Source organism: Gemmatimonas sp. (assembly GCF_041689975.1).
Classification (GTDB): domain Bacteria; phylum Gemmatimonadota; class Gemmatimonadetes; order Gemmatimonadales; family Gemmatimonadaceae; genus Gemmatimonas.
In genome coordinates, this window is record NZ_JBDNFF010000084.1 from 1 (window position 1) to 15078 (window position 15078).

The window sequence follows — 15078 nt, forward strand, 5'->3', positions numbered from 1 at the left end:
ATCTCGATGAGAAGGTGGCGCGCTTGCATCTGCCGAAGCTTGGCGTGAAGCTGACGCAGCTGAACACCGAGCAGGCGGCGTACCTGGGTGTGAATCCGATGGGACCGTTCAAGTCGGATCACTACCGCTACTAGGCCTCGCACCATCGAAAAACAACGCGGCGTTACCTCGCGTGAGGTAACGCCGCGTTGTTCATTGGGCGCAACGATCAGGCGATCGCATGCAGTGCGCGGCGCACCTTGCTCACCAGCTCGTCGATCTGATCGGAGCTGATCGTGAGCGGCGGAGATAGTGCGATGATGTCACCCGTGACGCGGATCAGGGCATCCTGTTCGTGGAAGCAATTTACGAAGGCATCGAAGGCGCGCGCGCCCGGGAATCCGGCGCGGGGTTCGAGTTCGATGCCGGCGACCAAGCCAAGGTTGCGTATGTCGATGACGTACGGGGCATCGCGCAGGCTGTGCACGGCGGCTTCCCACACAGGGGCGATCGTGCGTGCACGATCGAACAACCCTTCCTGCTCGTAGATGTCGAGGGTCGCGATGCCTGCGGCGGCGGCGAGCGGATGTCCGCTGTAGGTGTAGCCATGGAAGAATTCGATGCCACGCTCGGAGGCATTGACCACCGTGTCGTGAATCGCACTTTGTACTGCGGTGGCGCCCATGGGCACGGCCGCGTTGGTGAGCCCTTTCGCCATCGCCATGATATCGGGGGTCACTCCGAAATGCTGCGCGGCAAACGGGGCGCCGAGCCGACCGAACCCACTGATGACTTCGTCGAAGATCAACAGGATACCGTGCGTCGTGCACAGGGCGCGCAGTCGTTCCAGATACCCGACGGGCGGCACCAGCACGCCGGTCGATCCCGCCAGTGGCTCGACGATGACCGCGGCGATGCTGTCGGCGCCGTGCGTGGCCACCATGGTTTCTAGCGCATCCGCCAGATGCGCGCCCCACTGCGGCTGCCCCTTCGAGAAGGCGTTGTGGGCGAGATCGTGTGTGTGCGGCAGATGATCGATGTGCGGCATGAGCTGCGCTGCGAACGTTTGACGATTCGTTTCGATGCCGCCCACGGAGATGCCGCCGAAGCCCACGCCATGATAGCCGCGTGTGCGCCCGATGAACATGCGGCGTTCCGGCGCGCCGCGCGCGCGGTGATAGGCGAGCGCAATCTTGAGCGCACTGTCGATCGCTTCGCTGCCCGAGTTGGAGAAGAACACTCTGTTCATGCCGGCGGGGAACAGCTTCACCAACTTCTTTGCGAACGCGAACGAGAGCGGATGCCCCATCTGAAAGCTTGGAGCGAAATCGAGCGTCGACGCCGTTCGCGTGATGGCCTCGATGATGCTCGGTCGGCAGTGACCGGCGTTCACGCACCAGAGGCCGGCGGTGCCATCGAGAATCTCGCGTCCGTCGTCGGATTGGTAGTGCATGTCCTTAGCGCTGACGAGCAGGCGCGGGCGCGCCTTGAATGCTTTGTTGGCAGTGAAGGGCATCCACTGGGCATCAAGCGCCGGGTCGTGTGTGATCGGAGCGGTCATCGGAGAGTTCGCGTGGTGATGAGTGCGCGTCATTGCTGCGGATAGGCGATCGATTGTCCGGTGCGACCATTCGTGACTGTGAAGCTGCCGTTGGCGCTGGCGGACACCTTGATCCACGCGCTGGTGCTTTCGTCGAGGTTGGCGACGCGGGCGTCAGGGAAGTTCTCGACCGTGGGGCTTCCGCTGCGGTGCAGCTGCCAGCCGTCGATGGTCGGCATGCTTCGGATTGTCGCGAAGGTGCGGGCCTGCCCACCCTTCCGAGGGGCGTTGTTCATGATCGCGACACGCGGCCTCACGGCGGCGAACAGCGACGGATCGGCACCGTCGTTCCCGCCGTGATGGGCGACGAGATACACGTCCGACTCGCCAATCAGATTGGTGGGGCAGGTGAGGGCGAAGAGCGGCGCACCACTCAAGTCGCCCACGTTGAGAAAGCGAAAGGCACCGAACTGCACGCGGATGGCGGTCGAGCGCGGGTTCTCCGTTTTTTCCTGCGCCGGCTCACCGCTGCCAGTGCACGCCGGATTGGGCTGTCCGGCGCCCGGCAGCGGTGTTGCGAGGATCTCGCCCGCTGACGCGAGCACCACGACATCGACGCCCGCGAGCGGTAACCGATCGCCGGGCTTCGGTTCGGTGTGCTTCCCGGTGGCCCGTAGCGTGACGTACGCGTCGTAGAGCGCGATGGTGCCCGGCACAATCACCTCGGCTTCGGCGCTGGGAGCGGCGTGATCGATGAAGTGGAGAATTGGCAGGAGCTGCGAGAGCTCTATGACGCCACCCATGTGATCGGCGTGGTAATGGGTCACCATGAGGTGGTCGATCTGACGCACCCCCGCCATGCGTGCCACTGCGAGAATGCGTTGCGCGTCCCGGGCCAGCGCTGGCGGGCCCGGTTGCGACGCAAAGGTGCCATCACCGGGAAAGCCCGCATCGATGAGGAAGGACTCACCGGCGGGCGTGATCATGAGGGTGGCTTGTCCTCCCTCGACATCGATGAAGTAGATGTCGAGGGTGTTCGCCGCAGGTGTGGAGGCCCCTGTCAGCATCAGCATGGCCAGGAGCCCGCAGGCGAGTCGCTTCATGTATCGGTCCTAAAAAAGTGGTACGGCGCGCGGTCCTACTTGCCGACGCTGGTGCGCTTCACGCACGCACTCGGGTACTGCTGACAATACCCCATCCGGCTATTTCCGACCTGCTTGGAGTCCAGCACCGCGTGCACGACGGCACGCCCAAGGACGTCGGCCCCGGCGTTGAAGATGGCTTGCAGATCGGCATTGCTCATGCCGTTCGTCGGTGGCGTCGTGGCCATGCCGAACACGGTGTCGCCGTCGCCGATCCCGTGGATGGGACGGATAGAGCGGGCGAGCCCGGCGTTGGCAATCTGTGCCATTCGCTCCGCTTCGAGATCGAGCAGCGGGGCATCGGTAGCCACGAGGGCGATGGTCGTGTTGCGTGGAGCGTTGTCCGAGCCGTCGTTTGGTCCACCGCGCGCGGCGGTGGCGGGTGTGCATTCTTCAGGCTTCGGCTGCACGAGGTTGAACTCGTCGCCGAGTTCAAGGAAGAAGCCATACGGCAAGCAGGTGCGCGGATCGAGCGGGGAGCCAGCTGGGTTGAGTCCGACGATGGCCGCCACGGTGTAGCCGTTGGAGAGCTTCACACTAGCCGTTCCCATGCCCCAACCGGCGCCCATGCCCATGCCGATTCGGCCGCTCTTCACCGGTTCGCTCGTGGCCGCGTCGGTGGCCTTATAGCCGAACGAGGCGTCGGGCCGCTTCTTGAAATCGCCACCGCGGCCGAGGTCCATGAGGATCGCCCCGGGAACGATGGGGACGACGCCTCCGCTCACTGGTACGCCGAAGCCGCGCTCTTCCATCCACTGCATCACGCCCGTTGCGGCATCGAGACCGAAGGCACTGCCGCCACCGAGCATGATCGCTTGCACGGCACGTACCTGTCCGCCCGGCTTGAGCAGGTCTGTTTCCTTCGTGCCGGGCGCGCCGCCCATCTGTGAGTATCCGGCCGTCGCTCCCTTTTCCGTGCGAATGACGGTTGTGCCCGAGCGGTACCCGCTATCGGAGCGTGTAAAATGCCCCACCTTGAGCCCGGGCACATCGGTGATCGAGTTGGACGGTCCTGGGCCGACGACGGTGACGCGCACCGGCGGCTGCCCGGCTGGCCGTGCGGGCTGGGCGCGCAGCGCACATGCTGAAAGTGCGAGCGCCGGCAGCGCGATGGCGACCCGCAACCCGGCGCGCCATCGCGCGCCGGGAGGAGCACACAGTGTACGGTGACGCTGACCCATGGAGTGCGACACTCTAGTGGAAGGGAAGAACAAGCGGCGACGTCTTGTTCTGCACGAGCACCCGGTTCATGTCGTGCTTCATTATGACGGTTTTGGCGGTGACGTTCCACGTGAAGCCGTCCATCTCGAAGGCTCTCGGGATGAAGGACGGGACCTGCGCCTTCGTGTACGGCTCGCCATTGTTGGTGTTCTTGTTGGCGATGATTTCCGTCTCCGCGACGGGGAGCCGGATGCCGAGGTCGGCCAAGCGACGCCCCTCGGCGATGAAGATTTCCTGCCGCATGAGATACAGCACGTACAGCCCGTCATCCACCGTGGTGATGGCATCGATGCGTGCCGTCGTCACCGAGGTGCCGGAGACGGTCGCGATGCGGACGTTGCCGGCAGTGCGGGTGAGCACGAAGCCGTCGAGCAGCGGCTGCCCCGGGGCGAACGCGACCTTCGTGTCCAGCGTGTTCGGGTAGAGCACCTTGCCGCCAGCGCGTCCGCGCAACTGCAAGCGGCTGTCCACCAATTCGGTGGGGCGCGACTGCACCAGCGCGAGCAACAGCTTGAGCCGGTCCTTCGCGGCTGTGAGGTTGTTGTCGGCCAAGTTGGCTTCGGCCAGGATAAAGTGCGCCTCCTCAGCTTTCAGGAACGCGATCGGGCTCTGCACTAGCGCCCCGAGGTTCGGGTACTTTGGGTCGAGGAAATCGAGGCGCGGCAGCGGCTGGAAGTTGTTCACGGCAACGGTTAGCAAACCCTGCATGCTGTTGGCCGGACCGTTGACGGGATCGAAGGTGGCATTGCGGATGAAGGTCGCGTTGGCCGTGAGCAACGCCTGCGCTTCCTCAACCGCCTTTGCCTTGTTCGCCAATCGATAGTACGTGCGGGCCAGCGCTAGCGTGTAGCTGTTCTTGGCGGCGACGTCGATGGAGAGCGTCCGCGCCTGAGTGAAGTCGGCGATGGCGGCGGCCAAATGCGTCTGCCAGTCGACGACAGGTCCGTTTGCCACTGCTGGCAGCCCCACGAACATTTCGCCGGCGAACAGCTCCGCGACGCCGCGGAGGTAATACATCTCGGCCTTGTCGTTGACCGTGACCAGCGGGTCACGCGGGAACACGCTGTCCAAGCCGAACGACGCCATGTAGCGCAGACGTGCCACGGCGTTCTGGATCGACGTGACCTCGGGGTCGATGTACAGGATGTTGGGTTCGTCGAGTAGCTGGTTGTTCGTGGTGTGGTTGTTGAAGTAGTTGTCGGAGCCGATCTCGCTGTTGAGCACCACCACATTGAGCGTGGTCAGGTACTGGCGGCTGGTGCCGCGCAGCCATGAGGCACCGGCAGATGTCGTGGCCAGAAACTGCTGGTCGGTGAGGTTTGGATTTCGGACCTCGGTGGGCGTGAACACACCGCAGGCGCTGGCAAGCAGAGTGGCCAGCGCCGGCGCGAGCAGGCGCGAGGCCCGCGTCAGATTGAGTCGGCGCATGGTCAGAACCCGAAGCGAAAAGTGAGAAGGAAAGTGCGCGGGTTGCCGTCGGTGGCGTAGTTAAATCCACCCACGGCGGCGCCGCCCTGCGTAGTGGCCGATGAAAGGTCCGTTTCCGGGTCGAAGCTGGAGGAGGCCCACCGCCACGGGTTCGTGACAGAGAACGCCACGCGGAGGCTCTTGGCGCCACCCGGCAGGAGCCTTTCTGGCACCCGATAATCTGCGGTAAGGGTCCGCAGTGCGACGTAGTCCGTGTTCTCGACCCACAGATTCATCGTCTGCAGCCAGATCGAGGCACGGTTGCCGTTGTACGGTGCCTGCGCGACAGCGGCGGCCGGGACATAGTTTTCCGTGCCCGGCACGCCGTACAGGAAGCGGAACCCCTTGTCGAACGACAGTGCTTGCGCGCCGAACTGATAGTCGGCGCTCATCAGGAACGTGAGGCGGGATCCAATGCCAAGCTGAGCGCCGAAGCTGCCGAATTTGTCCGCGATGGCCGAGCCAAGGTACTGCAGCCGCTGGATCTCTGTGAGCTTGCCATCGGTATCGAAAATCGCTTTGGTGCCGCGCAGGAAGCCCACCGGGTAGCCTTCCTGCACCATCCCCTGCACCGTGTTGGCACCGAAGCCGCCGATGGGGAACGGCGGCGCGCCGCCAAGGCTGACCACCTTGTTGTTGAGCGTGTTAAAGGCACCGTTCAGCGTGAGCCGCCACGAGCTGTTGCTAACCGGCGTGACGGTTCCACGCAGTTCGAGCCCATTGTTCGCGATCACGCCGACGTTGCTGATCTGACTGACCTCACCCGTGGACGGGGCAGGCGGGGCGGTGAGGAGCGCGTCGACTGTACGGGACGTATACCAGCCCAAACCGAGGGTGGCGCGCTCCTGTAGGAAGCTCAGGTCGGCGCCGATCTCGAAGGTGCCGGTACGCTCCGGCCTCAGATTGATGTTGCCCGGCTGGCCGAAGGTGGCGGCCTGCTGCCCTAAGAACGGGTTGATGGTGACCGTGCGGTCGTTGGCAAAGGGCTGGGGGAACTGGCCGGCCACGCCGTACGCGGCCCGCAGGCGGATGTCCGAGAGGAGCTCTTCCGACAGCACCTTGCGCAGCCAGGGCTCGGCGCCGAGAGCGTACACGAGTCCGATCTTGGGATACACTTGCGCGCCGGTGTTGGCGCCAAAGGCGGTGTTCTTGTCGGCGCGCACACCGAGCTCCATGGTGTACTTCTCCATGTAGCTGATGTTGGTCTGGGCGAAAATGCCGTAGTTGGCCACGCGGAGGGCGAGGTCCGAGCTCTGCGTGACAGCGGCGCCGGTAATGGTTAGCGCGCCGTCAATGACGTTCGTGCCGGTGTACGCCACCTGCACGTCGTCGTTGCGGAATAGCTGGGCACCCACGGAGGTGATCACCGACAGGTTGCTGCCGAGCGCCGCGCTGTGCTGTCCGCCCACGTCGAAGGTGAAGGCGTTGAAGCTGCGCTCGAAGTTCTGGATCGTGCCACGGTCGGTCGTGCCGACAGGCCAGGTCCTGGTCGCGATCAGGAACTCGTTCGTGACGCTCGCCCGCTCCTTGCTAAAGCGGTTGTTGAGGCCGAAGGTCACGTGCGTCTTCACGGAGGGTATTGGGTCGAAGTCGAGCCGCTGCGAGCTCTGGAAGCTGCGCGTGAAGACCCGATTATCCTGCAGCCGCTCGCCATTATCCACGAAGGTCTTGAGCTTTGCGAAGTCTGCGGCGTTTAGGGCGTCGATGTTGTTGTTGAAGCCGAACGCGTTCGACCGTCCCGCTTCGAGCACCCACAGCGACGTGTAGCCGCCGGCGTTGCCGTTGCGGAAGCGAGGGGAGTCGGTCTCGTTATAGGCGAACGACCCCTGATAGCGACCCTTGGTGCCGAGGTTCGCGCCGATCGCGCTGCGCACACCAAAGGAGCTGTTGTCACCGTACAGGCGATGGCTCTCGTTGGCGCGGAGATTCCCCGAAAGGCTGTACGTGATGTTGTTGTTGCCGCCCTCGATACCGGCGTTGTACGTCTGCGTGAGCCCGTTGCGATACAGCAGGTCGCGCGTGCGGTCGAAGAAGTGAAACTGCGCGGCGTTTCCCGGCGTGTCGTAGCCTAGGCGCGTTTCGAAGAAGCCTTTGGTGGCTCCGTTCACGCCGCGCTTTGTGAAGATCTGGATGACGCCGTTGGCGGCGTCCGAGCCGTAGAGCGTCGTGGCCGCACCACCGGGGATGAACTCTATGCGCTCGATATTGTCGAGCGGCAGGTCGGCCAGGGCGCTGGTGGCGGCGCCTTGGGAGCGCACGCCGGACACGTTCATGCCAAGCGTGGCGATCGTGTTGAGATTGTCCTGGCGCACGCCGTCCACGTAAATCACGGGCGTGGAGTTGTTGCTCACCGAGGTGACACCGCGGGTGCGCATGATCGACGTGGTGCCGGGTTGGCCCGACGTCATGCGGATCTGGGCGCTGGGGAGATTGGTCTGCAGCATTTCGTCGAGGCGGCGCGCCGGTGAGGCCTCGATTGTCTCGCGGCTGATGACATCCACCGTGGTGGCGATGCGTCGCTGCGAGATCTCACCGCCCTGACCGGTCACGACCATGGCATCGAGATTGAGCGGCCGCACCGCGAGCGTGATGTTGGTGGTGAGTGTCTGTCCGGCGGTAACCGTGATCGGTACTTCCTTGTTGGCGTAGCCGATCATGCGCACGCTCACGATGCGGCTGCCGGCGGCCACCTCCCCGAGGCGATAGCGCCCGTCCTGATCGGAGCGTGACGCGCGGTTGACCTCCACGAAGATCTGTGCGCCGGGCAGCGGCTGGCCGGTGCGCTCGTCGGTGATTCGACCGGCAATGGTGCCGGTGGATTGCGCGCGAAGCGACTCGGCGGGCAGCATCGCCGCGAGCAGTGCGAGCAGGAACACGGGCCAGCGAGAACCACGATTCATATTAACGCTCCTCATGAGGACGACCGACTACAACGTCGGAGAACGCTGGAGTTCGCAACATCGGACATTTCACGCGGCGCTGATCACGCCGTGTGACCTTGGGTATCATTACCACGATGCACTGCACCGTCGGCCGATGTCCTGTCGGCGCGACGGGTACCGCTGCGCTACAACGTGCCGGTCAACTCCAGAATGGAGAGCGCTAACACCTTGGTGGACTGCACCAGGTCCTCGACGACGCAGTATTCGTCGGGCTGATGCGCGAGATCGAGAATGCCGGGGCCGTACGCCACGCAGTTCGGAACGCCGGCGATACGATCGACGTGCTTGTGGTCATATGTGCCGGGACTCGCCGCGAGAGTAGCGGGGCGTCCGAGCACCTGCTGAATCGACCGTTCGAGCGACGAGACAACGGAGGCGCCGTCTGGCGTGCGAACGGGATGCACCACCATCAGGTCGCGGAGTTCATAGATCAGGTGTGGGGTCTCGCGGGCCGCGCGTTCCAAGAGTTCCACGATCTCGCCGCGCGTGGCGTCGAACCCTTCTTCCACAAGAAAACGCCGGTCGAACACTGCCCGACACAGGTCGGCTACACATGGCGTCTGAATACCGTCGATCGCCTGTCCACCGGCGATGCCATTGATGTTCAACGTCGCATGGCGCGCACCATCGGGCTTAACCGGCACCGCCGTCGTCCGTGCGCCGAGGGCTGGCATCAGTTCCCGACGAATCTGATCGAGAATCACGCCCATGTGCTCGATGGCGCTCACACCGAGAAAGGGCATGCAGCCGTGGGCGATCCGTCCACGCGTGGTGACTTCGAACCAATACACGCCGCGATGACCGGTGTAGATCCGATCGGTGTTCGTGGGCTCGGTGATGATGACGGCGTCGGTGCGGTCGGCGCTGAGGCGTCCTTGCTGTGCGAGCCATGCCATCCCCGCGAAGCCGCCGCTCTCCTCGTCCACCGTGCCGCTGATTTCCACCGAGCCGACGAGGTTGACGCCAGCGCGGCGTATGGCTTCGGCCGCGTAAATGGCCGCGGTGATGCCGGCCTTCATGTCGCAGCTGCCGCGTCCGTAAATGCGTCCGTCGCGCACTAATCCGCCGAACGGATCGACTGTCCATCCCGCGCCCGCGGGCACCACATCGAAATGGCCGTTTAAATGCACCAGCGGACGCTTCGTCATACCGGAACGCAATCCTACCACATTTACGCGCGGATGCGCGGGCGTGTGATCAGGATGTCCGTCGGCGATCAGATACTCCACCGCGAAGCCGCAGGCATCGAGGCGCTGACCAATCACGTGCGCACATTCTTCGTACGCATCGCCTGGCGGATTAACGGTGGGAACACGAATCAGGTCGGCGGTGAAGTCGACCATTTCATCGGTGGCTTCATCGATAGCACTAAAGATTCGGTCGATCTGCTGCGCAGTGGTCGGCATGGCGGCGAACGTCGCGAGCGAAGTCAGGCTTGTCAAGTAGGAATTTTGGGCGTAACTCTCGCGCACCTCTTTCCGATGTTCTGCCCTTCAGGCGTGTCCCTCTTCGTATGTGTGAGTCAAGAGACCCATGAACACGCAGCTTGTACTTCTCATCGCGTATTCTGCGGCGCAACTCGCGTTGAGTATGTGGATCTCGCGTCGCGTAAAAACGGCGGGTGATTTTTTCGTGGCTGGTCGTGCCCTTGGTCCGGGTTTGCTTTTCAGCACCATGCTGGCCGCAAACATCGGCGCGGGTTCCACCGTCGGGGCCACGGGGCTCGGCTATCGCGATGGCCTCGCCGCGGTATGGTGGGTGCTGTCCGCCGGCATCGGATCGGTCGTGCTCGCGTTCTGGATCGGGCCAGCCATTCGGCGCGTCGCCGCAGCGCAGAACTTACACACCGTCGGTGACTACCTCGAATTTCGATACGGTATCGCGGTGCGCTCCGTCATCGCCGTGCTGCTGTGGATCGGCTCCGTCTTCATTCTCGCCGGACAGCTGATCGCCGTGTCCTGGATTCTGAATGTGGTCGCAGGCGTTCCGAAAGAAGTTGGCTGCGTGCTCGGCGGATTGTTGATCACGATCTACTTTGCTGCCGGCGGACTGCTCTCATCGGCGTACGTGAACGTCGTGCAGCTGACTGTGAAATTTGTAGGCTTTGCGCTCGCCATTCCGTTTGCACTCGCCGCATCCGGCGGATGGAGCGCGGTGCGCGCGCTGCAACCGAGCGCGGACTACTGGAACCCATGGAGTAGTGGCGCCTCGGGCCTTGTGTATCTCGCCATGCTTGGACCCGCATTCGTGATCGCGCCTGGTCTGCTGCAGAAAATCTATGGTGCGCGCGATGACCGCACCGTGCGCATCGGTGTCGGGCTGAACGCGCTCGTGTTGATGATGTATGCGATCGTTCCGGTGCTCCTTGGCATGATGGCGCGCGTGCAGTTCCCCGATCTTCCGCAAGCCGAACTGGCGCTTCCCACGTTGCTGGTCTCCGGCGTTCCAGTGGTTGTGGGAACGCTTGGACTCGCTGCCGTGTTCTCCGCCGAACTCAGTTCGGCCGACGCCGTGCTCTTCACGCTCACCACATCGTTGTCGCAGGACTTTTACAAGCGCTTCGTGAATCCGCGTGCGTCCGATGCGCAGATGTTGCGGATCACACGGATCACCGCCGTGTTTGCCGGCGCTCTCGGTGTGGCGATTGCGCTGGTCGCGGCCGGTGTGGTCAGTGCGCTGAGCATCTTCTACACGATCATGGGCGTCAGCCTCTTCGTGCCGATCCTGGCGGGCCTGTACAGTGCGCGTGCCGCGTCGATCGATGCGCTGGCTGCGATCATTACCGGCATTGCGGTGGTCGGTGGCTGGCGGTTGTGGTACGACGGCCTGCCGATTTCTGGTGTTACCCCGGCGATGGGGGGACTCGCTAGTGCCCTCGTCGCCTTCGTGATCGCGCAGTTCTTACGGCGTGCGTTTGGAGGACCAGACGGCCCAACGAGCGTCACACTCTCCCCTCTCAACGAGCAGACAGCACCTCATGTCCAGTAACGGAATTTTCGATCTTACCGGCAAGGTCGCCGCCATCATTGGCGGCGCGTCCGGCATCGGCGAAGCGGTCACGCTCGGCGCGGTCGCTCAGGGCGCCACCGTCGTCTGCCTCGATCTCGCGGCAGACAAGGCAGCCGCTGTCGCTGCGAACGCCGGCGGCACCACGGAGTCTGGTGTCATCGACATCACGGACGCGGCGTCGGTCGATCGCGCGCTGGAAGGCATCGCGGCAAAGCACGGTCGGCTCGACATCGTGATCTGCACGCCCAGCATCAATGTGCGCAAAAAGATTCTCGACTATACGAACGAGGAACTGAGCCGCGTGCTCAATGTGAACATCTCCGGCAACTTCAATGTGCTGCGCACTGCCGGACGTATCATGGTCGCGCAGAAACGCGGCAGCATCGTGCTCTTCTCGTCCATCCGTTCGCTCGTCGTCGAGCCTGGACAAGCGGTGTACTCGGCCACGAAGGCTGGTATTCTGCAGCTGGCCCGCGGTGCGGCGTGTGAGTTTGGTCCGTTCGGCGTGCGCGTGAACTGCGTCGGCCCGGGCGTTATTGAAACCCCCCTCACGGCGCCGATCAAAGCCAATACCGGCTGGTTCAACGCGTACGCGGCCAAGACAACATTCAACCGCTGGGGAAAGCCCGAGGAAATGGTTGGACCCACGTTGTTCCTGGCGTCGGATGCGGCGAGCTATGTGAACGGTACCATCATTTACGCCGATGGCGGCTGGTTGGCTCAGGACGGACGATTTACGCCGCCGGGGATGTGAGCGGGAGATATCGATGACCACCGCAGCGACGACGTACCGCATTGCCGTAATTGCCGGCGACGGGATCGGCATGGAAGTGATTCCCGCCGGGATCGACGTGCTGCAACGCGCGGTGCGCGACGAGCCGTGCGTCCTTGAGTTCACGGAATTTCCGTGGGGATGCGAGTACTACCAGCGCACCGGCACGATGATGAGTGCAGACGCGCTCGATCGCCTGCAGGCGTTTGACGCGATCTACCTCGGCGCGATCGGTGCGCCCGGTGTTCCTGACCACGTGTCGGTGTGGGAGCTCATCCTGCCGATCCGCCAACGCTTTGATCAGTATGTAAACTTGCGGCCGATGCGCCTGCTCGCTGGCGTCCCCGGCCCGTTGGCGGGCCGCGCGCCTGCTGACATCGACATGGTGTGTGTGCGGGAAAATTCCGAAGGGGAGTACGCCGGTTTAGGTGGACGTTTGCACCGAGGCTCGCCGCATGAAGTGGCCGAGCAGACCGGACTGTTCACCCGACGTGGCATCGATCGCATTGCGCGTTATGCGTTCGAACTTGCGGCACGCCGGCCGAGTCGCAGACTGGCGAGCGCGACCAAGTCGAACGCGTTGCAGCATTCCATGGTACTGTGGGATGAGACGGTGGACGCCATGGCATCCGAGTTTCCCACGGTCGACTATCGTAAGTACCACGTGGATGCGCTCGCCGCGCGCATGGTGACGCATCCGGGCACGCTTGACGTGATCGTGGCATCAAATCTGTTCGGAGACATTCTTACCGATCTTGGTGCGGCCATTTCCGGCAGCCTCGGTGTTGCACCTGGGGCGAACATCAACCCGGAGCGGCAACATCCCTCGATGTTTGAGCCGATTCATGGTTCCGCGCCCGACATCGCCGGTCGAGGCATTGCCAATCCGATCGGGGCCATCTGGGCTGGTGCCATGATGCTCGATCATCTGGGGCTGCCTGCTGCGCACGACCGTATTGTTCGGGCGATCGAACGCGTGGTCGGTAGCGGGGGCCCGCGCACGCCTGACTTAGGTGGCACCGCAACCACGCAGGATGTGACAGCCGCTGTGCTCGACGCACTTGCCTGACGTTCCGACCTCTTCTGCCAATAGCATGACTCAGACACGTATTCCGCATATCGTCGCCGGTGCCCGTCATTACGCGCACTCTACGCGCACGGCGCCCGTCTACAATCCCTCCACGGGCGAGATCGCGGCGTACGTGCCGCTTGCCGACGCCGTGGATATCGAGACCGTCATCGCCGATGCCGCCGCAGCCGCGCCGGCGTGGGGCGCCCGCACGGCCCTTGACCGTGCGCGCGTGCTCCTCCGCTGGCGCGAGCTGTGTCTCTCGCACGCCGATGAGCTGGCGCAGCTGATTAGCCGCGAGCACGGCAAAGTTATCGCCGATGCGAGCGGCGAGCTGCAGCGCGGACTCGAAGTGGTAGAGTTCGCCACCGGTATTCCGCACCTCATTAAGGGCGAGTTCAGCGATAACGTGGCGCGCGGGATCGACATGCATTCAATGCGCCAACCGCTGGGTGTGACGGCGGCGATTACGCCGTTCAACTTCCCGGCCATGGTGCCGCTGTGGATGCTGGGCCCCGCGCTTGCCTGCGGGAATGCGGTGGTGCTCAAACCCTCCGAGCGTGATCCGTCTACCGCCGTTAGGCTGGCCGAGCTGTTTAGCGAGGCGGGTGGACCACCGGGTGTGCTGAACGTATTGCAGGGCGATGCTGAGGCCGTGAACGCGCTGTGCACCGATCCGCGCATTCAGGCGGTGAGCTTTGTGGGATCGACGCCGATCGCCCGGCACGTGTACGAAACGTCGGCGCGTCACGGCAAGCGCGTGCAGGCGATGGGCGGCGCCAAAAATCATCTGGTCGTGCTCCCCGATGCCGATCTCGACATGACGGTGGAGTCGCTTATGGGCGCCGCGTACGGATCGGCCGGCGAACGGTGCATGGCCATTTCCGTGGCCGTGGTGGTTGGCGATGCCACGGCTAATGCGCTCGTGGCGCGGCTGGCCGATCGGGTGCGTGGGTTGCGGGTGGGGGCGTCGAGCGAGGACGGGAACGACATGGGTCCGCTCGTGACGGCGGCGCACCGCGACCGCGTAACGGGGTATGTGGCCGCCGGAGTGACCGAGGGGGCCACTCTCGTGGTAGATGGGCGCACGCACCCCGCCACGCAGGGGGCGGGCTTCTTTCTTGGTGGCTCGTTGTTCGATCATGTCACCGCCAACATGTCAATCTATCGCGAAGAAATTTTCGGACCCGTGCTGTGCATCGTGCGCGTGGCCTCCGCCAGCGAGGCGCTCGCGCTGTGCAATGCGCACCAGTACGGCAACGGCGTGGCAATTTTCACGCGCAATGGCGGGGCGGCGCGCGAGTTCGCACATCGCGTGCAATGCGGCATGGTGGGCATCAACGTGCCCATTCCCGTGCCGCTGGCCTTTTACTCCTTCGGCGGCTGGAAGGACTCCGCGTTTGGCGATCACAACCAGCACGGCATGGACGGCGTGCGCTTTTATACGCGCGTGAAGACGGTAACCACGCGTTGGCCTGTGGGTGCGGATGCGGCGTCGTTCACGATGCCGGTGCTGGGGTAGGGCGATCGGACATTACGCGTTGGCGTGAGAGAACAGCAGGAATGGAGGGATTGGGCGGGTGGATTCAGAGGACAGTAGTCGGAAGTCAGAGTTCTGAACACTCATGCCTGAACCTGTTCCGTTTCAGCCATGCTAGCTTTCGGCATGCCTCGCTCACTTCCTCGCTTCATCATACGCCACGACACGACTTTCCCGACGATCAGGTGCGGCCTCTCGGCGGCGCTGCTGCTGGGGCCGGTGCCTGCCCCGCTCGACGCGCAGCAAGCCCCCCCGGTCCCGGCGCCGACAGTGCAGCCTGTGCTGATCGCGCCTGGCGATTCCACGTTGCGCAGCGGCCGAATTCTGGCCGACTCCGTGGTGTACGCGCTGATCGCCTATCGTGGTGAGCAACAACAAATGCTGGGCACGGCGGTGG

General features: G+C 63.8%; 11 protein-coding genes and 1 pseudogene. 6 read left to right on the top strand and 6 right to left on the bottom strand.

What is annotated here, in order from left to right; translation table 11 throughout:
- On the top strand, positions 1–134 hold a 134-nt coding region (locus tag ACESNG_RS05965), incomplete at its 5' end, for an adenosylhomocysteinase (RefSeq protein ID WP_373057853.1).
- 74 nt (positions 135–208) lie between these two features.
- On the opposite strand, the gene ACESNG_RS05970 is transcribed toward ACESNG_RS05965, so the two are convergent.
- The 6 genes from ACESNG_RS05970 to ACESNG_RS05995 form a co-directional block, all read right to left on the bottom strand.
- Positions 209–1540 (bottom strand): aspartate aminotransferase family protein, encoded by a 1332-nt coding sequence (locus tag ACESNG_RS05970; RefSeq protein WP_373057833.1) that lies wholly within the window; start codon positions 1538–1540, stop codon positions 209–211.
- Positions 1541–1569: 29 nt separating this feature from the next.
- Positions 1570–2622: a ComEC/Rec2 family competence protein gene (locus ACESNG_RS05975; protein WP_373057835.1), complete on the bottom strand. Its 1053-nt coding sequence runs from the start codon at positions 2620–2622 to the stop codon at positions 1570–1572.
- Between the two features lie 35 nt (positions 2623–2657).
- Positions 2658–3854, bottom strand: coding sequence for a P1 family peptidase (locus ACESNG_RS05980; protein ID WP_373057837.1), 1197 nt, complete (start codon positions 3852–3854; stop codon positions 2658–2660).
- Between the two features lies 1 nt (position 3855).
- Positions 3856–5310, bottom strand: coding sequence for a hypothetical protein (locus ACESNG_RS05985; RefSeq protein WP_373057839.1), 1455 nt, complete (start codon positions 5308–5310; stop codon positions 3856–3858).
- A 2-nt stretch (positions 5311–5312) separates the two neighbouring features.
- Positions 5313–8249 carry a TonB-dependent receptor domain-containing protein gene (locus tag ACESNG_RS05990; RefSeq protein WP_373057841.1) on the bottom strand — a complete coding sequence of 979 codons (2937 nt, stop codon included), beginning with the start codon at positions 8247–8249 and terminating at the stop codon, positions 5313–5315.
- A 167-nt stretch (positions 8250–8416) separates the two neighbouring features.
- Positions 8417–9733, bottom strand: a complete 1317-nt coding sequence (locus ACESNG_RS05995; protein ID WP_373057843.1) for an acetylornithine deacetylase/succinyl-diaminopimelate desuccinylase family protein — start codon at positions 9731–9733, stop codon at positions 8417–8419.
- Between the two features lie 91 nt (positions 9734–9824).
- On the opposite strand from ACESNG_RS05995, the gene ACESNG_RS06000 reads away from it, so the two are divergent.
- The 5 genes and pseudogenes from ACESNG_RS06000 to ACESNG_RS06020 form a co-directional block, all read left to right on the top strand.
- Positions 9825–11279, top strand: coding sequence for a sodium:solute symporter family protein (locus ACESNG_RS06000; RefSeq protein ID WP_373057845.1), 1455 nt, complete (start codon positions 9825–9827; stop codon positions 11277–11279).
- Complete coding sequence (locus ACESNG_RS06005; protein ID WP_373057847.1) at positions 11269–12054, top strand: SDR family NAD(P)-dependent oxidoreductase; 786 nt, start codon at positions 11269–11271, stop codon at positions 12052–12054. Before ACESNG_RS06000 ends, ACESNG_RS06005 begins: the two co-directional genes overlap by 11 nt.
- 13 nt (positions 12055–12067) lie before the next feature.
- A complete protein-coding gene (locus tag ACESNG_RS06010) occupies positions 12068–13141 on the top strand; it encodes a tartrate dehydrogenase (RefSeq protein ID WP_373057849.1) in 1074 nt (357 codons plus the stop codon).
- Positions 13142–13166: 25 nt separating this feature from the next.
- Positions 13167–14663, top strand: a complete 1497-nt coding sequence (locus ACESNG_RS06015) for a CoA-acylating methylmalonate-semialdehyde dehydrogenase (protein WP_373057851.1) — start codon at positions 13167–13169, stop codon at positions 14661–14663.
- 144 nt (positions 14664–14807) lie between these two features.
- Positions 14808–15078 (top strand): annotated as a pseudogene (locus tag ACESNG_RS06020) (hypothetical protein); the annotation flags it as partial.